The organism is Lentzea sp. HUAS TT2, assembly GCF_051853195.1.
Lineage (GTDB): Bacteria > Actinomycetota > Actinomycetes > Mycobacteriales > Pseudonocardiaceae > Lentzea.
In genome coordinates this window covers 9,324,599-9,344,601 of the sequence record NZ_CP196667.1, presented here as the reverse complement: position 1 = coordinate 9,344,601, position 20,003 = coordinate 9,324,599, and the positions used below count along the sequence as shown (strand labels likewise).

Here is a 20,003-nt window from a genome sequence, read left to right as displayed (position 1 = left end):
ACGTTCAGAAATTTCTGAAGACAGGATGACTGTGACGGGCGAGACAGCGCGCAGGGAGGCCGCGGAGCAGCTGGCGCTCTCGCTGGTCGGCGCCGGGATGCAGCGGATGGGGGCGCGGGCGATCGCGGCGTTCCTGTTCACCGACGAGGAGACGCTGACCGCGGGAGACCTGGCTCAGGAGCTGGGCGTGAGCGCCGGATCGGTGTCCGGCGCGGTCAAGATGGTCGCGCAGATGGGCCTGATCGAGCGGATCTACGTCGCGGGCAGCCGGCGTGAGCACTTCCGGATGCGCGACAACGCCTGGACGACGCTGTACTCGCGGCAGCACACCGTGGTCAACGACGTGCTGGAGGCCGTGGAGAAGGGGGTCGACGCGGTCGGTCCCGGCCGCGCGCACGACCGGCTTGAGTACATGCGGGACTTCTACACGTTCCTGATCAACGAGGCGCCGGTGCTGGTGGAGCGGTTCGAGCAGCAGCGTCGTGCAGAACCCCGTTCATGATCAGGTCCAGCATCCGCTTCGCCTGAGCCGGGTCGCCGTTCTGCGCGACGCCGATCAGCAGCGCCATCAGGTCCATGGGTTCGGTCTGCGCGTTGAGGGGCGCGAGCAGGCTGGACACGGCCTCGGTCATCTTCGCGCGGCTGTGCTCGAACGGGTTGAGGCCCAGCGCGATCACGGCCTGCAGCGCGTCCTTGAGGTCGCGTTTCGTCGCCGCGTAGGCGATGAAGCGGTCCATCCACTCCCGTAGCGCGGCCTCGGGCTCGTGCGTCCTGCTCAGCTCGGGCGCCGCGTCGCAGAGCTTCTCGAGCTCCGTGCGGTAGACCGCCTCGATCAACGCCTCGCGGGTGGGGAAGTGGCGGTAGAGCGTGCCGATCCCCACGCCCGCCTTCTTGGCGATGGCGCCGAGCGTCACGTCCTTCTCGTGGGTGAACGCGTCGAGCGCCACCTCGATCAGCAGCCCTCGGTTCCGGACCGCGTCTGCACGCACTTCATCACTCCCATGGGGTACGTCACTTGCAAAACGGAGGACCCTCCGTTTACTGTGGAACTCGAACCGGAGGAACCTCCGTTTCAGTGTACGACAAGGTTGGGGAAATCAGATGAGTGAGCGCATCACCACCCCGTTCGGCTTCGGGAGCACCGCTCTCGAGGTCGTCGAGGGCGTCGACCTCTCGGGCCGTCGCGCCGTGGTCACCGGTGGGGCGTCGGGCATCGGTGTCGAGACCGTGCGGGCGCTGGCCGCCGCGGGCGCCGAGGTCACCATCGCGGCGCGCGACGTCGAGGCGGGCCGCAGGGTCGCCGCCGAGGTGTCCGCGTCGACCGGCAACAGCAGGGTCCTGGTCGCTCCGCTGGAGCTGACCTCGCAGGAGTCGGTCAAGGCGTTCGCCTCGGCGTGGGACGGCCCGCTGCACCTGCTGATCAACAACGCGGGTGTCATGGCCTCGCCGCTGACCCGCACGCAGGAGGGCTGGGAGCTCCAGTTCGCCACGAACCACTTCGGCCACTTCACGCTGACGCTCGGCCTGTTCGAGTCGCTGCGTGCCGAGGGCGCCCGCGTGGTCAACGTCAGCTCGGCGGGCCACCTGTCGAGCCCGGTGGTGTTCGACGACATCCACTTCGAGCGCCGCGAGTACGACCGCTGGAAGGCGTACGGCCAGTCCAAGACCGCGAACGTGCTGTTCGGCGTCGAGGCGGGCAGGCGCTGGGCCTCCGAGGGCATCACGATGAACGCCCTGATGCCGGGCGGCATCCTGACGGCGCTGCAGCGCCACATCTCCCAGGAAGAACTGCAGGAGCGCATCAAGCTGCGCGGCGGCGACAACCCGCTGCGGCTCAAGACCCCGGAACAGGGCGCGGCCACCACGCTGGTGCTCGCCGTGTCCCCGCTGGTGGAGGGCCGCTCGGGCCTCTACTTCGAAGACTGCGACGAGGCCGTCCCCAACACCGAGGGCATGACCAACGGAGTGGCCGCCTACGCGGTCGACCCCGAGGCCGCCGCTCAGCTGTGGAAGGTCTCCGAGGAAACGCTGAAGGTGCAGGCATGATCACCACAGGATTCGGTTTCGACACGACCGCCCTTGACGCCGTAGAGGGCATCGACCTGACCGGCCGCCGCGCCGTGGTCACCGGCGGCGCCTCGGGCATCGGCGTGGAGACGGTGCGCGCACTCGCCACCGCCGGCGCCGAGGTCACAATCGCGGCCAGGGACATCGACGCGGGCCAGCGAGTGGCCACGTCGCTCTGCAGGTCGACCGGCAACAAGCAGATCTCCGTGGCCCGCCTCGACCTCGCCTCCCAGCAGTCGGTGAAGGCGTTCGCCCGCAACTGGGACGGCCCGCTGCACCTGCTGGTGAACAACGCGGGCGTCATGGCCACCCCGTTCACCCGCACGCCGGAGGGCTGGGAGCTCCAGTTCGCCACGAACCACTTCGGCCACTTCACCCTCACCCAGGGCCTCTTCAACTCGCTGCGAGCAGAAGGCGCCCGAGTCGTGAACGTCAGCTCGTCCGCTCACCTCATGAGCGAGGTCGTCTTCGACGACATCCACTACGCCCACCGCGAGTACGACCGCTGGCAGGCCTACGGCCAGTCCAAGACCGCGAACATCCTCTTCGGGGTCGAGGCCGGCGCCCGCTGGGCCTCCGAGGGCATCACGATGAACGCCCTCATGCCCGGCAGCATCGCCACGAACCTCCAGCGCCACCTCACGCCGGAGGAACTGCAAGAGCGCATCCGCCAGAGCGGAGCCGCGGCCACCCGCCGCGTGAAGACCCCGGAGCAGGGCGCCGCCACCACCCTGGTCGTGGCCACGACCCCGTTGCTGGACGGCGTGTCCGGCAAGTACTTCGAGGACTGCAACGAGGCCGCGCCGGTCACGGGCGGCAGCCACATGCGTGGCGTCGCACCGTACGCGCAGGACCCGGAGGCGGCGGCTCAGCTGTGGAAGGTGTCGGAGGAGACGCTCTGGTCGCTGAAGGCGGCCTGAGGTCTGAGCCGGACTCCAGGGGTGCGCGGTCGAGGTGGCGGCGTGACCCTGGAGCCGCAGGCGGGAGCGCCGCCGCTGCCTGCGACTCCGGGCGTCGCTCGCTTCGGCTGTGGGTGAGCTTCGCTGCGGTCCGGCGCGTGTCGGCGGCGTGCGTCCGCCGGGACTCCGGCCAATCTGGTCAGCCCGTCATCAGCGGGGAACCGTCGGGCAACGCGGCCGAGGTGGCGGTGTGAGTTGTGAGGCGGCTCGTCCCTGGGGTCGTAGGCGGGGGCGCCGCCGCCTGTGAACTTCGGGGTGTCGCTCACCTCCGTCCGCCCGGATCAGCCCATCGCCAACAAACCCGTTGGGACGCAACACAAGCACAACACCAACTCGCGTTCCCGCATCGTGTCCGGCGTGCTCGGTCACACGGTCGGATCCACTGCCCCGCCGCCCGCCTCGGAGTAGATTTCAAGGATGCGGATCGGCGAGCTGTCCAAGCGCACGGGCGTGAGTCCGCGCTCCCTGCGGTACTACGAAGAGCAAGGGCTGTTGACCAGCGAGCGCTCCGACACGGGGCAGCGGCACTACTCCGACGCCGAGGTGGGCCGCGTGGCGCTGATCCGGCAGCTGTTCGACGCGGGCATGCCCAGCCGGGTCATCGCGACCGTCCTGCCGTGCGTGGATCTCCCCGGCGACCTGGGCGTCGCCGAGGAGACGTACGAGGCGATGATGCGCGAACGCGACCGGATCGACGCCGACATCGCGCACCTGATGGAGGCACGGGACGCACTCGACGTGCTGATGACCATCAACACCCGCCATCGGGCGAAGCTGTCCGCGATGGCAGAACCGGTGGCGCAGCCCGCCTGATGCTGTGACCCGCGCCTCAGCCGCTTGCCCTTTACATCGATGTCAGGGGTGAAGGTGGTGACAGGGCCCGGAACCACCGGGCCGGTCATCCAGAAGGCGGCAGCAAAATGGGACGAGCATTGGGTTTCGGCAGGCACGGCGGGCCCGAGGTGCAGGAGTTCTTCGATCGCCCCGATCCCGTCCCCGGTCGCGGCGAGGTGCTGATCCGGGTCGACGTCGCCGGCGTGAACCCCCTCGACCACCTCCTGCGCTCGGGTCAGGTTCCCGGGCTCGACGGCGGGCGGCCGTTCCCCCGTGTGCTGGGCATGGAGGCGGCGGGAACCGTTCTCGCGCTGGGTGAGGACGTCGACGGGCTGGAAGTGGGCGACGCGGTCTTCGGCTTCGCGCTCACCGGTGGCGGCACCTACGCCGAGACGACGGTGCTGTCCGCGCCGAACACCGCGCGCATCCCGGACGGCCTGTCCGCGACCGTGGCGGCGACGCTGCCGGTGGCAGGGACGACCGCCGTGGACGCGCTCGACCAGCTCGGCCTCCCGAGCGGTGCCACGATCCTGGTCAACGGGGTCGGCGGCGGGGTCGGGCTCGCCGTCGCGCGGCTGGCCGTCGAGCGTGGGCTGCGGGTGATCGGGACCGGGAGTGCCGCCAAGCGCGAGGCCGCCGAAGCCATCGGGGTGAAGTTCGTCGACTACGCCGCCGAGGACGTGGTCGCGGTGGCGCGCGGGCTGGTTCCGGAGGGTTTTGACGGGATCGTCGACCTGGTCGGGGGCGCCTCGTTGCGGACGGTTGCGCCGCTGGCCAAGGAACCCCGCGTCGTCATCGCCGTGGGGGACATGTCGGTGGCCGAGATCGGTGGGCGCTTTGTCGAACGTCGCCTCGACCGCGAGAACCTGGAGCGGTCGGCGCGGCTGGCTCTCGACGGAGTCCTCGTGCCCGTGGTCACCGCGGTCCATTCGCTGGCCGATGCCGCGGCTGCCCTCGCCACGGTCGAGAACGGGCACGCCTCGGGCAAGGTCGTCATCAAGGTGGCCTGAGCCGAGTAGAGGTCTGGACCATTTCGTGCTTCAATGACTGTGGGTCGCCGCCTGCATGCGAAAGGTGAGCGAATGTCCGCCCGCTTGTTGCTGAGGGCACTGACAGCCCTGCTTCTGCTCATGAGCACCGTCGTGCTCGTCCCGTCCACGGCCCAGGCGGCCGACACCTGTGCGTTGAAGCCCCGCCCGGCAGGCAAGGTCCTGCACGGGTACTGGGAGAACTGGGACGGCGCGTCGAACGGGGTCCACCCGCCGTTCGGCTGGACGCCGATCACCGACAGCCGCATCAAGCAGCACGGCTACAACGTGATCAACGCGGCGTTCCCCGTGATCCGCTCCGACGGCACCGTGCTGTGGGAGGACGGCATGGACGCCGGGGTGAAGGTCGCCACGCCCGCCGAGATGTGCGCGGCGAAGGCGGCCGGGGCCACGATCCTGCTGTCGATCGGGGGCGCGGCGGCGGGCATCGACCTGAGCTCGGCCGCCGTGGCCAACCGGTTCGTGGCGACGGTGGTGCCGATCCTCAAGAAGTACAACTTCGACGGGATCGACATCGACATCGAGACCGGGCTGATCGGCAGCGGCAACATCAACTCGTTGTCGGCGTCGCAGGCCAACCTGATCCGCATCATCGACGGCGTGCTGGCGGCCATGCCCGCCGGGTTCGGGCTCACCATGGCGCCGGAGATCGCGTACGTGACGGGCGGCAGTGTCGCGTACGGCTCGATCTGGGGCGCGTACCTGCCGATCATCAAGAAGTACGCGGACAACGGGCGCCTGTGGTGGCTGAACATGCAGTACTACAACGGTTCCATGTACGGCTGTGCTGGCGACAGCTACTCGGCCGGGACCGTGCAGGGCTTCGTGGCGCAGACCCAGTGCCTTGACAAGGGACTGGTCGTGCAGGGCACCACGATCAAGGTGCCCTACGACAAGCAGGTCCCCGGCCTGCCCGCACAGCCCGGTGCCGGCGGCGGGTACATGAACCCCACGCTGGTGGGTCAGGCCTGGAACAGCTTCGGCGGCCAGCTCAAGGGCCTCATGACCTGGTCGATCAACTGGGACGGCTCGAAGAACTGGACCTTCGGGGACAAGGTGAAGTCGCTGCAGGGCCGCTGAGCACCTGACCGGAAGTCCTGTCCGACACGACGGGCTACGCCCCGCCCCGGACTTGAGCGCACCCGGCTCAACTCTGTAACCGCACGCGGGGACCTTTCGTACTGTCAGAGCACACGCGGGGACCCCGCGTACCGCAAAAAAAAAAGGGGGTGCCGGGCCCTTGTTGGCCGTCGGGAACTGGACCTGACGGGCCGGGGACGGAACTTCTGGCCAGGTGCTCAGAGCACGATGGTGTTCTGTCCGGCGGCGATCTTCCATGCGCCGTCCTCTTTGGACAGGACGTAGAGCGGTGAGCCCTCGTTCTGGTCGAGGATCGGGGTGCCGTCGGGCCGGACCGGGCGCTGGCGGATCTTGACGGCCGCTACGTCCGGGCGGATGAACAGCACGTGCGCCACCTCGTACGTGGCGGTCGCCTCCTTCGCCGCGCCGGGCAGGACCTGGCGGGTGAAGGAGGCGATCTCGTCGCGTCCGTTGAGGCGTTTGCCGTGCGCGGTCGTCCAGATCGCGTCGGCGCGGAAGAGGTCGATGAACTCCTCGGCCAACTCGTTCTGCTGCGAGTGCTGGACGGTGGCGACGAGCTCTTCGATCTCCGCGATGTCGGTCATGGTGAAGATCGTCGTACCTCGACCAACGTAGAGGTCAAGGCCGGGAAACCGAGGCCCGGCACAGCGGTTGTGGAGGCGGTGTGCCGGGCCCCGAACGAGTCACGCGCGGGGCGCGACCCGGGACTCGTAGGACTTCGGCTTGTACCAGGGGTTGTAGAAGCAGCCGGTGCCGTACTTCTTGTCGTGGCCCGGGCAGGCCGCCGCGATCAGGAACGCGTTGGAGCGGATGCCCCACTTCTCCCAGGCCTGCAGCGACTGCATGGCCGCGGCGTACTCCGAGTCGCTGAACGCGCTGTGCGTGGCCTCCGTGGTGAAGGTCTGCACGAGGTTGTACCAGCGCCCGGCCTTCGTCACGACGTCCTTGTAGGCGGACTCGTGCTCGACGAACGCGGTCGGGTCACCGATCGCGTGCACCGACAGCACCGGGATGTCGATCTTGCCGGTGAGGTCACTGTCGTAGGCCAGCTCGGCACGCGCGGCGGGATCCGCGGCGAAGCGCTCGACGCCGGCGTTCAGCGCCTTGTCGTCGTGCGAACCCTTGTACACCACGCCGGTGTTGCTGAACGGGTTCCGGTCGCCCAGACGCAGGTGCACCATGTCGCGGAACGTGAACGTCGCGAAGTTCAGGTGCGAGTTCAGCGTCTCCTCGGGGATCTTCGTGACCGTGAGGATGTCGGTGAGCTTCTGCTGCTGCTCGGGCGTGCGACTGCCCGCCACGCCAAGGCATTCCTCGATCCGGCTGCGCAGCCCGGCCGTCGTCATCGTGGAACCGGGACGCAGGCCCTGCCACAGCGGGTACTGCGCCTCGGACGGCCGCGGGTGGTTGCCGCAGTAGTACTGGTAGACCACGCGCAGGTCGACGCGGTAGTCGTAACCGCGCGAACCGCCTGCCATCACACCACTCGTGAGCAACGCCGCGTCATAACCCTTGTACAGCTCGATGGTCTTGGCCGCGACGTTGCCGCCCCACGACTGCCCGTGGAGGTAGACCTTGTGCGGCTTGAGCATCGAGCTGACCATCTTGCGCAGGTTGTTCGTGTCCTCGGCCGCCATCCGCGTGCCGTAGCCCCCGCGCCGGTACGAGGTGCCCGCCCACGCGTAGCCCTCCTTGACCATGACGGCCCAGCGGTTCAGGTCGTCACGCGTGCGCTCGGGCGTCGGCTCGCCGAGGTCGGGGCCACCGTGCGAGTGCACGACCAGCGTCTTGTTCCACTTCTTCGGCACGGCGATCGTGTAGTACGCACCGTTGGGGTCCCGGCCCTCGTAGCAGGTGGTGCCTGCGGGGACGTTCTCCGGGCACGGTGCGGTCGGAGGCAGGTGCACCGGCGACGTGAGACTCGCGGTGAGTGCGAATGCCAGCAGGACGTTCATGGCGGAATCGTGAGTCCCGCTCGATAAGTGGTCCAGTTCACTCGCACAAACTTGGGATTTCCCTGACGTTACGAGCGCGTCACGCGGCGGAAGCGGGCACTGTTCAACACGTGACGAGCCCACGCGTGGTCGGCCGGGGCGTCGTGCACGCACGTCACCACGAGCATCTCACCGAACCGCACGACGTGCCCGTGGAACTCGTGCCGCGGCACGCCCTCCGAACTGGCCGTGAGCCACAACGCGTGCCGCAGCTCCACGCCGTCGCGCACGAGGAACTGCTGGTCCTCTGGCACGTCCGGAGCTCCCTCCAACGCCATCTCCAGGAACTTGTCCGCGGAGGTGCCGATGGCCCTGCGGACGTCCACGAACACCGCGCGGCCGGGACCGGCGAAGCGCAGGCCCTCCTCGAGCACGTGCGGGGTGAGGCCCGCGGTGCGTTCGATGCTCCACTGGCCGGGCAGCCTCTGCCGGATCGAGACCGGCAGCTCGACCAGGTAGCCGCTGAGCACCTCGTCGCGGTCCCACACCGTGCCGAGCAACGGGTGCTGGACGTATTCGGGCAGGTCGTCGGGCTCGCGGACCTCGGCGGTCACCTCGGCGCCGCGCAGGCCGTCCCACGGCTTGATGTCGTGCGCGAACGTGCCGGTCATCCGCAGCGAGGCGTAGCCGGGGGCGTCCCACGAGTCGGCCGCGTGCAGGGCGTCGTCGGGGTCGACGCGCATCCAGGCGCCGAACCACAGTTCGAGGTCGCCGGTCAGCTCGACGGGCAGCACGGCCCGGACGAACGCCTCGTCGTTGGCCAGCAGCACGTTGCCACCCGCCAGGAGCTTCGGGTTCCGCACGCCGGCGGGCAGGCCGAGATCCAGGTCGATGGCGCCCGCGTCGTCCACCTCGGTGCCGCAGCACTCGCAGGCCGTCACCCGATGTACCGGACGCTGTTGAGCACGTGCTGCGCCCACGAGCGGTCGGCCGGGTAGCGGTACACGCAGCGCACGGAGATCATCGTGCCGGGACGGACGACGTGCCCGTGGAACACCTGCTCCTCGTGGCCGTCGATCACCTCGCTGAGCCAGAACACGTGACGCAACTCCGGGCCGTCGTGCGTCACCGAGTGCTCGGCGCTGGCGGGGTAGCCGTCGAGGACGGCGCCCAGGAAGTCGCTCACGCTGCCGCCGGTGAGGTCGGCGTAGACGTCGAGCGCCACCAGGCGGTCCGGGCTCGTGAACTTCACCGTGCGGCCCTCGACCGCGCAGCGCATGCCGTCGGTGCGTTCGACGGTCCAGACCTCGCCGAGGGTCTCGCGGACGGGGATCGGCAGCGGGTGCCGGATGCGGCACAGCACCTCGTCGCGGTCCCATTCCCGTTCCAGCAACGGGTGCGAGGTGAAGTACGGCAGCTCGTCGGTGTTGAGCACCGCCGCCTCCACCGGCACGCCGAGCAGGTCCCACGGCTTGATGACGTTCGCGAACGTGCCGGAGACCCGCAGGTTCGCGTACTGCTCGTCGTTGTCCCACACCGCGTGGGCGTACATCGCGTCGACCTTGCTGATCTGCGTCCACGCGCCGAACACGAGCTCTGTTCCGCCGGTCAGCCGAACCGGGAGCAGGCAACGGATGTAGGAGTCGCCGTCCGGTCCGACGAGCAACCCGCCCGTGGGGGCACCGAGTCGCTCGCCGGGCACGCCGAGCAGTTGCTCCGGACGGTTCAGCCGGTAGTCGATGCGGTCCGTAGAGGTGATCTCGGCTCCGCAGCATCCGCATTGGACGGTCATGCGCAGATGGTAGTGCGCTACAGCTCCTCGTCCGTGAGCAGCCGGGAGCGCACCAGGAAACGTATTCCAAGCGGTGCTTCCAGCGAGAAACCGCTCCCACGGCCGGGCACCACGTCGATCGTGAGGTGCGTGTGGCTCCAGTACTCGAACTGCGCCGCGGACATCCACACAGGAATGACGAACTCGTCGACCGCGAGATCACCCAGGTGCACGTCGGACCCGCCCGTGCGGAACTCCCCTGCCAGGTAGCACATCGGGGCCGAGCCGTCGCAGCAGCCGCCGGACTGGTGGAACATCAGGTCGCCGTGCTCAGCCCTGAGGCCGCGGAGCACGTCCGCGGCCTCAGGGGTCAGTGCGACGCGGGGCATCAGAAGAAGCCCAGGGCATTCGGGGAGTAGCTGACGAGCAGGTTCTTGGTCTGCTGGTAGTGGTCGAGCATCATCTTGTGGTTCTCGCGGCCGATGCCGGACTGCTTGTAGCCGCCGAACGCCGCGTGCGCCGGGTAGGCGTGGTAGTTGTTCACCCACACGCGGCCCGCCTGGATGTCGCGGCCGGCGCGGTAGGCGACGGAGCCGTCGCGCGACCACACGCCCGCGCCCAGGCCGTAGAGGGTGTCGTTCGCGGTCTTCATGGCGTCGTCGTAGTCGGAGAACCGGGTGACCGACACGACCGGGCCGAAGATCTCCTCCTGGAAGATCCGCATCTTGTTGTCGCCCTCGAAGATCGTCGGCGTCACGTAGTAGCCGCCGGACAGCTCACCGCCGAGGTCGGCGCGCTCGCCACCGGTCAGGACGCGGGCGCCCTCCTGCTTGCCGATGTCGATGTAGGAAAGGATCTTCTCGAGCTGGTCGTTGGACGCCTGCGCGCCGATCATCGTCTCGGTGTCGAGCGGGTGGCCCTGCTTGATCGCCTTCGTGCGCGCCACCGCGTCGCCCATGAAGCTGTCGTAGATGTCGCTCTGGACCAACGCGCGCGACGGGCAGGTGCAGACCTCGCCCTGGTTCAGCGCGAACATCGTGAAGCCCTCGAGTGCCTTGTCGTAGAAGGCGTCCCGCTGCGCGGCCACGTCGGCGAAGAACACGTTCGGCGACTTGCCGCCGAGCTCCAGCGTGACCGGGATGATGTTCTCGCTGGCGTACTGCATGATCAACCGGCCGGTGGTCGTCTCGCCGGTGAACGCCACCTTCGCGATGCGGCGCGAGGACGCGAGCGGCTTGCCGGCCTCGACGCCGAACCCGTTGACGACGTTCAGCACGCCCGGCGGGATGAGGTCGCCGATCAGCTCCATCAGGACGTGGATCGACGCCGGCGTCTGCTCGGCGGGCTTGAGCACGATCGCGTTGCCCGCGGCCAGCGCGGGGGCGAGCTTCCAGACGGCCATCAGGATCGGGAAGTTCCACGGGATGATCTGCGCGACGACGCCGAGCGGTTCGTGCAGGTGGTAGGCGACCGTGTCCTCGTCGATCTGCGAGATGCCGCCCTCCTGGGCGCGCAGGGCGCCCGCGAAGTAGCGGAAGTGGTCGACGGCGAGCGGCAGGTCGGCGGCCAGCGTCTCGCGGACGGCCTTGCCGTTGTCCCACGTCTCCGCGACCGCGAGCATCTCCAGGTTCGCCTCGATGCGGTCGGCGATCCTGTTGAGCACGTTGGCGCGCTCCGCGACCGAGGTCCTGCCCCACGAACGGGCGGCGCCGTGGGCGGCGTCCAGCGCGCGTTCGACGTCCTCGGCGGTGCCGCGGGCGATCTCGGTGAAGTCCTCACCGGTGACCGGGGAGGGGTTGGCGAAGTACTGGCCCTTGGCGGGCGGCACGTACTCGCCTCCGATGAAGTGGTCGTACCGGTCGCGATAGGTGACCACGCTGTCCGGTTGTCCTGGAGCCGCGTACTTCGCCATGGGCCCTGCCTTCCGCCTCGTTGCGAACAGGCGGCGAACGTAGAACCGGCAACGTTTCACCCACGTTGCATCCGATCGGAGCAACCCCAGGCTTGCCGGTGTGGTGCTACGGGCTGCATCCTGGACCGATGGACCCAGTCGAGCTGGGTGCCGCGCGTCCGGTGATCTTCGAGTCGTGGCGGCGCTCCCTTGCCGCGCGCGTCGACCCGGACCGGCACGAGGCCCCTGTGGTCTACGCGCCGGACGAGGTCGCGGACCTGCGCGGCGCGCATCCGCTGGCCGCGACCGTCCCGCTGCTCACGCACACGCTGTCGATGGACGACACGATCATGATCGTCACCGACACCCGCGGCCACATCCTCTGGTGCGAGGGCGACAACCAGATCCGGCACCAGGCCGAACGCGTCCACCTCACCGAGGGCTCGCGCTGGAGCGAGGACGTCATCGGCACGAACGCGATGGGCACCGCGCTGGCGACCGACAGGTCCGTCACCGTGCACTCCCGCGAACACCTCGTGCGCACCTACCACGGCTGGACGTGCGCGGCGAGTCCGATCCACGACCCCCACACGGGGGTGCTGCTGGGGGTCGTCGACGTCAGCGGGCCGCTCAAGACCATGCACCCGGCCGTCGCACAGCTCGTGTCCGCGGCCGCCCGCCTCGCCGAGCACCACCTCGGGCAGTTCGCGCCGAGGCAGCACGTGCTGACCCTGAACTTCCTCGGCGGCCTGCACGCGGAGCTCGACGGACGGCCACTGGGGCTGACGTTGCGCAACGCGGAGGTGCTGACGGCGCTCGCCCTGCACCCCAAGGGACTGACGGCCGAACAACTCGCATTGTTGCTCTATGGTGAACGTGGGAACCCGACCACGGTCCGCGCGGAGCTGCACAGGCTGCGTGCGCAGCTCGGTGGTGTCCTGTTGACGAGGCCATATCGGCTCGATGCGGTGGTGCGCGGCGACTTCCTCGACGTGCGGACGGCGTTGCGATCCGGCGACGCCGGCAAGGCCACCCGGCACTACAGCGGCGATCTGCTGCCCCGTTCGGACGCGCCGGTGGTGCGCGAGGAACGGGTCGACCTGGCCGCCGCGGTGCGCAAGGGCGTGCTGGAGCGGGGAGATCTCGACGCGCTGCTGTCGTTCGCGGACAGCGGTGAGGACGCCGAGGTGCTCGAACGCCTGCACCTGCTGCTCCCGGCCGCCGACCCTCGTCACGCGCTCGTCTCCTCGCGTCTGCGAAGGGCGCTGGAATAGGCTTTCCCGCAAGGGGAGGGCGAAAAGTGAAGCAGTGCATCAACTGCATGACCCGGTTGCCGCGCAAGGAGGTCACCGAGGTCGCGTGGTGCTCTTTGTGCGCACCGTGCCTGCAGGTCGTGTCGGACCAGATGAAGGTGGAGCACGACAGGCCCGGCGGCGCTCCCGTCCAGATCCAGCGGTGCGGGTGGTGCGGTGTCGCGCGCTCGTGCGGCGTCGGCTGGCACACGAGGTGCCTGGTGTGCCTGGACGACAGGTCGGTGCCGGACCCGGCGGTGCAGAAGATCGCGCACCGGCTCGAGCTCGACGGCACCTGGCGGGAGAACTCGGAGTTCCTCGCGGCGACGACCGTGAAGGTCCGGCTGGCCAAGTACTTCCGGCCGGGCTGGACCGTGCTCGCGACCGACGTGCACGGGCTGCCGTGGACCGGGTACCGGTGGCTGACGAAGTCGCACGGCACGTGGGGCCGCGACGACGAGACCGGGGAGGTGCGGCGGCTCAAGCGCTTGCGCGGCGAGGAGCCCCTGCTCTACCTGGTGCGGTACGGGAAGGTGCTCAAGTTCGGGCGCGGGCCCGCGGACCGGGTGAGCGGGCACGTCGCGCAGGGCGCGGTGCCGGTCCTCGTGCTGTCCGCGCCCGGCCAGCAGGTCGTGGTGGCGCGGGACCGGTTGAAACGCCGGCACCGGAGCGAGCTCGTGTCGCAGCGGACGCCGGTCGACCTGTTCGAGGTGCTGCCGGACGGGCTGGACGTCACCGATCGGTTCCCGCGGGGCTGACATCAACTGATCCGCGGCGGGGTAACCGGTGGCGGCGGAACCTCACCGCATCCTGATCAGCCGAGTTATCGTTGAACCGTTCAGTGAGGGGAGGGGGCCGCGTGCGAGTGCTCGCTGTCGTGCTGTTGCTGCTGCTCACGGCCTCTCCCGCGCAGGCGGCGACAGGCACGTACCTGCGCCTCGGGCACATGTCGACGGACCAGGCGCGCGTCGACGCCGTCCTCGACGGGGTCAAGCTCGGCACCCTCGACTACGCCGAGCTGTGGGACTACCGGCGCGTCGAGCCGGGGGAGCACGTCGTCGAGTTCCGCATGTCCGAGCCAGGGAGCCCGCTGCTGCGGTCGCTGAGCGTGCGGGTGGGCAGCGGGCAGGCGTACACGATCGTCGACATCGCGTCCTCGATGAAGGTGCTCGAGGACGACATCAGCCAGCCGCCCAACGGCCAGGCCAGGCTGCGGGTGATCAACGCGGGCGACGCGGAGACCGACGTTCAGCGGGGCGCCACGACGGTGCACCGCGGTGTGCAGCCGAACTCGGCGACCGGCTACGTCCTCGTGCCGCCCGGCTCGGACGGCCTGCAGGTGCAGCAGCGCGGCAAGGACTCGACGACGCTGGACGCGCCGCTCGAAGCAGGCGGCGTCTACTCGTTGCTGGTCAACGCCCGGCGCATCGAGCTGCGGACCGACGCCAAGGGCTCCGAGGTCGTGCCCACCGGCGGGCAGGAGACCGGGTTCGGCGGCATGGCGGGCGGCTGGGACTGGCTCACCGCGCTGGTCATCGCGCTCATCGTCGGCGTCGGGATGTACGCCGTGCGCGGCCGGTTGTTCCGGTTCGGCTGATGGCCAAGGGCAAGCTCCTGATGGGAGTGGCGGTCCTGGTCACGCTGATCTACGTGGTCAAGGGGCCCGGCGCGGACGAGGCACCGGAGCCGGTCACCGTGCTGATCCCCTCGATCGGCGTCGACACGAAGCTCGAGGCGCTGAAGGTGGATTCCACCGGGGCGCTGGAGCCGCCGACGCGCACGGACAAGGCCGGCTGGTACGCGGCCGGAATCGCGCCGGGAGCCCCCGGACCTGCGGTGATCGCCGGGCACGTCGACTCCAGGACCGGTCCGGGCGTCTTCTTCCGGCTGCCGGAGCTGCAGCCCGGTGCCGAGGTGCTCGTCGAGCGCGAGGACGGCAGCAAGCTCACGTTCGTCGTGAGCGGCACCCACACCACCGACAAGACCGCGTTCCCGACGGAGGCGGTGTACGGGCCGACGCCGTTGTCGGAACTGCGGCTCGTGACCTGCGGCGGCGACTTCGACCGGGTCGCGGGCAGCTACCGGAACAACGTCATCGTGGACGCGGTGCTGAAAGTCTGACGGTCTCGTCCGCCCACCTGTCCAGCAGCGTGGCGTCGTGCGAGATCGCGAGAACTCCCGCGTTCGATTCACGTTGGTACGCCCGGATCACGCCGACGAGCGCGGCCGTGGTCGACGCGTCCAGCATGGTCGTCATCTCGTCGCAGATCAGGTAGCGCGGGTTCAACGCCAGCGCGCGGGCCAGGCAGGCGCGTTGCAGCTGGCCGTCGCTGACCTCGTGCGGCCGGCGGCCCAGCAGGTCGTCGGTGAGCATGACCAGCTCGGCCAGTTCGCCGACGCGGTCCTGGTTCTGGAGGGGCGCAGCGATCGCCTGGCGGAGGGTGAAGCGCGGGTCGACGGAGAGCCGGGGCTGCTGGAACAGCACACCGATCCTCGTGCGTTGCCGTGCCTTGAACCGGAACCCGGTGACGGTCTCGCCGTCGATCTCCACGGTGCCGGCGAAGGGTTTGTGCAGCAACGCGAGCACCCGGGCCAAAGTGGACTTCCCCGACCCGCTCGGCCCGGCGAGACCGACGGTCTGTCCTGGGTGGACGGTGAGGCTGACGTCGGTGATCACCGGAGCGCTGTAGCCAGCGGTGACGTTGTGCGCGGTCAGCACGGCAGGTGGCACGCGACGGCGTGCGGGTCGTCGGTGAGCACGGGGCGGTCCTCGCAGATCGCGGTGGCCTGGTCGCAGCGCGGGGCGAACGCGCAGCCCGCCGGCAGGTCGGTGAGCAGGGGAGGCTGGCCGGGGATCGGGAGGAAGTCCCGTTCCGGCAGGGCGTTGGCGAGCCCTCGGCTGTAGGGGTGCCGGGAGCTGTCGAGCACCTCGTGGGCGGGGCCGACCTCCACGATCCGGCCCGCGTACATCACCGCGATCCGGTCGGCGATCCGGTGCGCCGCCGCGAGGTCGTGCGTGATCAGCAGCACGGCGTGCCCGTCGTCGACCAGCCTGCGGAACTCGTCCAGCAGCCCGTCCACGAGGTCGCGGTCGAGGCCGGTGGTGGGTTCGTCGGCGATCAGCAGCCACGGGTTGCCGACCAGCGCCAACGCGTTCGCGACCCGTTGCGCCATGCCGCCGGACAGCTCGTGCGGGTAGCGGTCGAGGTGCTCGGGCAGCAGACCGGCGCGTTCGGCGGCCTTCGCGGCGTCACCACCGAGGATCCGCGCGGCCTCCTCCAGCTGGGAACGCGCGGTGCGGACGGGCGTGAGGTGGCTCGCCGGGCTCTGCGGGATGAGGCCGATCTGCCTGCCCCGCACGGTGGTCGCCAGCTCGTGGTCGGTCGCCGCGAGCAGGTCCACGTCGCCGAGCCGCGCGCTGCCGCTGGTCTCCGCGTTGCCCGGCAGGAACCCGAGCAGCGCCGAGGCCAGCACCGTCTTGCCGCAGCCGCTCTCGCCGACCAGCGCCACGCACTCGCCGGGCCGGATCCGCAGCGACACGTCGTTCACGGCCTCGACGGTCGCGCCCTTGAGCGCGAACCGCACCGACACCCGGTCGATCTCCAGGTTCACCACGTCAACTCCGTGCGCCGCTTGGGGTTCAGCCGGTCCCGCCACACACCGCTCACCCCGGACACCGCCAGCGTCGTGATGATCAGCAGCAGTCCCGGTGCGAGTGACATCCACCAGCCGCCGATGAGCAACGAGCGCTGGGCGTCGTTGATCATGTTGCCGATGCTGGCCGCGTGCGGGGGCAGTCCGAGGCCCAGGAACGACAACGCGGTCTCGTGCCACACCGCGTGCGGCACCATCAGCGTGGTCGCGAGCAGGACCTGCGGGGCGACGTTCGGCAGCAGGTGCCGGGTCATCACCTGGAGTCGCGAGGCACCACCGACGATGGCAGCGTCGATGAACGGCCTGGTCCGCAGCGACAGCACCTCCGACCGCACGATCCTGGCCGCGGTGAGCCAGTGCGTCAGGGCGATCGAGATGATCACGGCGCTCAGGCTCGGCCGCAGGATCGCGACGATCACGATGCCCAGCAACAGGTGCGGCACCGAGGCGATCGCGTCGACCACGCGCATCATGATCCGGTCGAACCAGCCGCCGATCGACCCCGCCAGCGCGCCGACGGCCGTGCCGGCGATCGCGGAGATCAGGGCCGCGACCACGCCGACGGTGAGCGAGACCCTCAGCGCGTAGACGCAGCGCAGCAGCACATCGCGGCCCAGTTCGTCGGTGCCGAACAGGTGCGCGGCCGACGGCGGCTGGTTGGCGATCGCGAGGTCGACGTACTGCTCGTTGAGCTCCACGAACAGCGGCACGACCACGACGGTCAGCGCGACCACGGCGAGGATGACCGCGGAGGGCAGCAGCCGCCAGCGAGGTGAGCGGGGCGGGCTCGCGGCGGTGAGGCGGCTGCGCGGGGCGGGCCGCCAGATCAGGTCAGCCATCGAGCGCCACCCTCGGGTCGGCCAGCGCGTACAGGACGTCGGCCAGCAGGTTGCCCAGCAGCACCACGCCCGTCGCCATCACGGTCAGCGCGCCGAGCAGCGCGAAGTCGACGTTCAGCGCCGCCTCCACCGTCGCCCGCGCGATGCCCGGCCACGAGAACACCGTCTCCACCAGCAACGCCCCGGTGATCAGCTCGGGCAGCCTGGCGCCGAGCAGCGTCAGGAACGGCAGCAGCGAGGTGCGCAGCGCGTGCCCCGACACCACCAGGTGATCGGGCAACCCGCGAGCCCGTGCGCCGATCACGTGGTCCTGCGTGAACGACTCCAGGAGGTTCTGCCGCACGAACAACACGAACCACGGCGCCTGCGAGATCGCCAGCACCGCCACCGGCAGCACCATGTGGACCGCGACCCCGCCGACGGACGGCGGTTCGGACCCGGTGGTCACACCGCCGCCGGGAAGCCAGCGCAGCTGCAGCGCGAACACGTACAGCACCGCCAGCCCGAGCCAGAAGACCGGCGCGGCCTCCAGCGCGTAACAGCTGCCCGTGATCGAGCGGTCGAGCCACGACCCCTGCCGCCACGCCGCGAGCGTGCCCAGCAGCAGTCCGAGCACCAGCGCCAGCGTGAAGCCGACCGACACCAGCAGCACCGTCCACCCGAGACGGTCGCCGATCACCGCGGACACGGGTTGCTGCAACGACAGCGAGTCGCCGAGGTCGCCCGCCAGCGCGTGCCGCAGCCAGGCCCAGTACTGGGTGACGACGGGTTCGTCCACGCCCCAGTTCTCCCGCAGCTGCGCCACGCGTTCCGGTGAGGCACCGATGATCCGGACGCCGAAGTAGCGTTCGACCGGGTCGAACGGGCTGGCCTTGGCCAGCACGAACAGCGCGAAGCTGACCACGAGCAGCACCGGGACCGCGAAGGCCAGGCGCCGCAGCGTGAACAGGCCGATCGACCGGGTCACGACTTCGGCGTCCAGCGCTCGAGGTTCCACCACACCGCGTGCACGAGGCCGTGGTCGTGCGGTTCGACCTGGGTCTCCTGGCCGTTCCACTTGTCGCGCAGCACGTAGGTGTGGTCGAGGAACACCAGGAACGCCCAGCCGGGATCGGCCGCGTACGCCGTCTGGAACTCGTCGTAGGCCTTCTTGCGCGCGGCCGGGTCGAGGCTGCGGCGCGCGGTGTCGAGCGCGGTGTCCACAGTGGAGTTCCGGTACAGCGTCATGTTGACGTAGCCCTGCTGGCCCGCGTAGCGCGAGTGCAGCAACGTGTACGCGGCCGTGTCCGGGTCGTACGGGTCGCCGCCGCCCCACACCGCCGCCGCTTCCTTCTGGCGTTGCAGCATGATCTCGAACGTGGTGGCCTCGACGGGCGCGTCGATGCCGAGCTTCGCGATGTCGGAGGCCGTGGCGAGGGCCAGTTCCTTGCGCAGCACGTCCGGCGCCGGGTAGAGGACCGGCAGCTTGGCGGGCTGGCCGTCCTTGGCGCGCTTGCCGTCGGCACCCTTGCGCCACCCGGCCTCGTCGAGCAGCCGCTCGGCCTCGCCGACGTCGTACTGGAACGCGGAACCCTCGCTGTACCAGTCCTTCAGGTACGGCGAGATCGGCGTGGACGCGGGCTTGCCGGAACCGGCGAGCACGGCGTCGATCATGGCCTGGCGGTTGAGACCGAGGTTGATCGCGCGCCGGACCTGCGGAGTCGAGGTGAACGGCAGCTCGGACGGGATGCCGAGGCCGCGGTAGTCGGCGGACGGGTTCTGCACGATCTTGTAGCCGGACCGGTCGCGGTAGGTCTGGGCGAGCTTGGGCGGCAGCACCGTTCCGTCGAACTCGCCGGCGGCCATGCGGGTCGCGCGGGCGTTGTCGTCGGGCACGAACACCACGGTCACGCTCTTGATCGCGGGCGCGCCGCCCCAGTACTTCTCGTTGGCCTTCAAGACGAGCCGGTCGCCCTTGCGCCACGACTCGACCACGTACGGGCCGGTGCCGACCGGGGCGGTGTTGAAGGATGCGCTGTTGATGTCCGTGCCGGTCAGCTTCGCGGCGGGCACGATGCCGAGCGCGAGTTGCTGGGCGAACGGCGCGTAGGGGTAAGCGAGCGTGAACTCGACCGTGCCCGGGTCGAGCGCCACCACGTCGGCCAGCGCGTCGAAACGGGAGGCGATCGTGGAGTTCACCTTCTTGTCCAGCAAGGACTTGTAGGTGAACACGACGTCGTTCGCGGACACCGGCGTGCCGTCGGAGAACGTGATGTCCTTGCGCAGCTTGGCCGTCCACGTCAGCCCGTCCGCCGACGCCGTCGGCAGCTCCGCGGCCAGTGCCGGTTTCAGCGCCAGCGAGGCGTCACGCGAGACGAGGCCGTCGAAGATCTTCGCGGCGCCGTCCGGGGCGTACCCGAGCACCGGGTTGAGGTTCTCCGGCTCGCTGCCCGCGCCGATCACGATCGACGTGGCCGGACCGGTCGTCGCGCCGTCGGGGGACGAGCACCCCGCCACCAGCACGAGGGCCACCAGAACAGCTCGCCGCATGCAGATCCTCCCCAGAAGTCCGTGTTGCCGGGAGCAGCTAACAGCAACGAAGTTGCAATAGGCAAGAGTTGGCATCAGTGCGG

The 20,003-nt window shown here is 69.7% G+C and carries 22 protein-coding genes; 10 read left to right on the top strand and 12 right to left on the bottom strand.

What is annotated here, in order from left to right; translation table 11 throughout:
• Positions 1-25 precede the first annotated feature (25 nt).
• A complete protein-coding gene (locus tag ACSHWB_RS44125) occupies positions 26-502 on the top strand; it encodes a GbsR/MarR family transcriptional regulator (protein ID WP_439659302.1) in 477 nt (158 codons plus the stop codon).
• On the opposite strand, the gene ACSHWB_RS44120 is transcribed toward ACSHWB_RS44125, so the two are convergent.
• A complete protein-coding gene (locus ACSHWB_RS44120; protein WP_439659301.1) occupies positions 438-989 on the bottom strand; it encodes a TetR/AcrR family transcriptional regulator in 552 nt (183 codons plus the stop codon). The genes ACSHWB_RS44125 and ACSHWB_RS44120 overlap by 65 nt on opposite strands.
• Positions 990-1,101: 112 nt before the next feature.
• Between ACSHWB_RS44120 and ACSHWB_RS44115 the strand changes: the two genes are divergently transcribed.
• The 5 genes from ACSHWB_RS44115 to ACSHWB_RS44095 all read left to right on the top strand — a co-directional run bounded on the left by ACSHWB_RS44115 (position 1,102) and on the right by ACSHWB_RS44095 (position 5,989).
• Positions 1,102-2,046, top strand: a complete 945-nt coding sequence (locus ACSHWB_RS44115) for an SDR family NAD(P)-dependent oxidoreductase (RefSeq protein WP_439659300.1) — start codon at positions 1,102-1,104, stop codon at positions 2,044-2,046.
• Positions 2,043-2,987: an SDR family NAD(P)-dependent oxidoreductase gene (locus tag ACSHWB_RS44110; protein ID WP_439659299.1), complete on the top strand. Its 945-nt coding sequence runs from the start codon at positions 2,043-2,045 to the stop codon at positions 2,985-2,987. The genes ACSHWB_RS44115 and ACSHWB_RS44110 overlap by 4 nt, the downstream gene beginning before the upstream one ends.
• A gap of 456 nt (positions 2,988-3,443) precedes the next feature.
• Positions 3,444-3,839: a MerR family transcriptional regulator gene (locus tag ACSHWB_RS44105; RefSeq protein ID WP_439659298.1), complete on the top strand. Its 396-nt coding sequence runs from the start codon at positions 3,444-3,446 to the stop codon at positions 3,837-3,839.
• A 107-nt stretch (positions 3,840-3,946) separates the two neighbouring features.
• On the top strand, positions 3,947-4,870 hold the full coding sequence (locus tag ACSHWB_RS44100; RefSeq protein ID WP_439659297.1) for an NADP-dependent oxidoreductase: 924 nt from the start codon (positions 3,947-3,949) through the stop codon (positions 4,868-4,870).
• Between the two features lie 72 nt (positions 4,871-4,942).
• Positions 4,943-5,989: a chitinase gene (locus ACSHWB_RS44095; RefSeq protein ID WP_439659296.1), complete on the top strand. Its 1,047-nt coding sequence runs from the start codon at positions 4,943-4,945 to the stop codon at positions 5,987-5,989.
• A 218-nt stretch (positions 5,990-6,207) separates the two neighbouring features.
• Here the strand turns inward: ACSHWB_RS44095 and ACSHWB_RS44090 are convergent, their stop codons facing one another.
• The 6 genes from ACSHWB_RS44090 to adh form a co-directional block, all read right to left on the bottom strand.
• On the bottom strand, positions 6,208-6,594 hold the full coding sequence (locus tag ACSHWB_RS44090) for an SgcJ/EcaC family oxidoreductase (RefSeq protein ID WP_439659295.1): 387 nt from the start codon (positions 6,592-6,594) through the stop codon (positions 6,208-6,210).
• A gap of 99 nt (positions 6,595-6,693) precedes the next feature.
• Positions 6,694-7,965: a hypothetical protein gene (locus ACSHWB_RS44085; RefSeq protein WP_439659294.1), complete on the bottom strand. Its 1,272-nt coding sequence runs from the start codon at positions 7,963-7,965 to the stop codon at positions 6,694-6,696.
• 68 nt (positions 7,966-8,033) lie between these two features.
• On the bottom strand, positions 8,034-8,885 hold the full coding sequence (locus ACSHWB_RS44080; RefSeq protein ID WP_439659293.1) for a hypothetical protein: 852 nt from the start codon (positions 8,883-8,885) through the stop codon (positions 8,034-8,036).
• The gene (locus tag ACSHWB_RS44075; protein WP_439659292.1) at positions 8,882-9,736 is read right to left on the bottom strand and encodes a hypothetical protein; all 855 of its coding nucleotides are present in this window, start codon (positions 9,734-9,736) and stop codon (positions 8,882-8,884) included. The genes ACSHWB_RS44080 and ACSHWB_RS44075 overlap by 4 nt, the downstream gene beginning before the upstream one ends.
• 17 nt (positions 9,737-9,753) lie before the next feature.
• Positions 9,754-10,104: a DUF779 domain-containing protein gene (locus tag ACSHWB_RS44070; protein ID WP_439659291.1), complete on the bottom strand. Its 351-nt coding sequence runs from the start codon at positions 10,102-10,104 to the stop codon at positions 9,754-9,756.
• Positions 10,104-11,627 carry an aldehyde dehydrogenase gene (gene adh, locus ACSHWB_RS44065; protein ID WP_439659290.1) on the bottom strand — a complete coding sequence of 508 codons (1,524 nt, stop codon included), beginning with the start codon at positions 11,625-11,627 and terminating at the stop codon, positions 10,104-10,106. Before adh ends, ACSHWB_RS44070 begins: the two co-directional genes overlap by 1 nt.
• Positions 11,628-11,755: 128 nt before the next feature.
• Here adh and ACSHWB_RS44060 point away from each other — a divergent pair, with 128 nt between their 5' ends.
• From ACSHWB_RS44060 to ACSHWB_RS44045, 4 genes are all read left to right on the top strand, one after another.
• Positions 11,756-12,880: a GAF domain-containing protein gene (locus tag ACSHWB_RS44060; protein ID WP_439659289.1), complete on the top strand. Its 1,125-nt coding sequence runs from the start codon at positions 11,756-11,758 to the stop codon at positions 12,878-12,880.
• 26 nt (positions 12,881-12,906) lie between these two features.
• Entirely contained in the window at positions 12,907-13,656 is a 750-nt protein-coding gene (locus ACSHWB_RS44055) for a hypothetical protein (RefSeq protein ID WP_439659288.1), read from the top strand.
• Positions 13,657-13,757: 101 nt separating this feature from the next.
• Positions 13,758-14,495 carry a DUF4397 domain-containing protein gene (locus tag ACSHWB_RS44050; RefSeq protein WP_439659287.1) on the top strand — a complete coding sequence of 246 codons (738 nt, stop codon included), beginning with the start codon at positions 13,758-13,760 and terminating at the stop codon, positions 14,493-14,495.
• Positions 14,495-15,019 (top strand): class F sortase, encoded by a 525-nt coding sequence (locus tag ACSHWB_RS44045; protein WP_439659286.1) that lies wholly within the window; start codon positions 14,495-14,497, stop codon positions 15,017-15,019. Before ACSHWB_RS44050 ends, ACSHWB_RS44045 begins: the two co-directional genes overlap by 1 nt.
• Here the strand turns inward: ACSHWB_RS44045 and ACSHWB_RS44040 are convergent.
• From ACSHWB_RS44040 to ACSHWB_RS44020, 5 genes are read right to left on the bottom strand one after another with little or no spacing between them, the layout of a single operon-like run.
• Positions 14,991-15,629, bottom strand: a complete 639-nt coding sequence (locus ACSHWB_RS44040) for an ABC transporter ATP-binding protein (RefSeq protein WP_439659285.1) — start codon at positions 15,627-15,629, stop codon at positions 14,991-14,993. The two genes, ACSHWB_RS44045 and ACSHWB_RS44040, sit on opposite strands and share 29 nt — an antisense overlap.
• Entirely contained in the window at positions 15,611-16,513 is a 903-nt protein-coding gene (locus ACSHWB_RS44035; RefSeq protein ID WP_439659284.1) for an ABC transporter ATP-binding protein, read from the bottom strand. The genes ACSHWB_RS44040 and ACSHWB_RS44035 overlap by 19 nt, the downstream gene beginning before the upstream one ends.
• Positions 16,507-17,391 (bottom strand): ABC transporter permease, encoded by an 885-nt coding sequence (locus ACSHWB_RS44030; protein WP_439659283.1) that lies wholly within the window; start codon positions 17,389-17,391, stop codon positions 16,507-16,509. Before ACSHWB_RS44030 ends, ACSHWB_RS44035 begins: the two co-directional genes overlap by 7 nt.
• On the bottom strand, positions 17,384-18,388 hold the full coding sequence (locus tag ACSHWB_RS44025; protein ID WP_439659282.1) for an ABC transporter permease: 1,005 nt from the start codon (positions 18,386-18,388) through the stop codon (positions 17,384-17,386). Before ACSHWB_RS44025 ends, ACSHWB_RS44030 begins: the two co-directional genes overlap by 8 nt.
• Positions 18,355-19,920 carry an ABC transporter substrate-binding protein gene (locus tag ACSHWB_RS44020; RefSeq protein WP_439659281.1) on the bottom strand — a complete coding sequence of 522 codons (1,566 nt, stop codon included), beginning with the start codon at positions 19,918-19,920 and terminating at the stop codon, positions 18,355-18,357. The genes ACSHWB_RS44025 and ACSHWB_RS44020 overlap by 34 nt, the downstream gene beginning before the upstream one ends.
• Positions 19,921-20,003 lie beyond the last annotated feature (83 nt).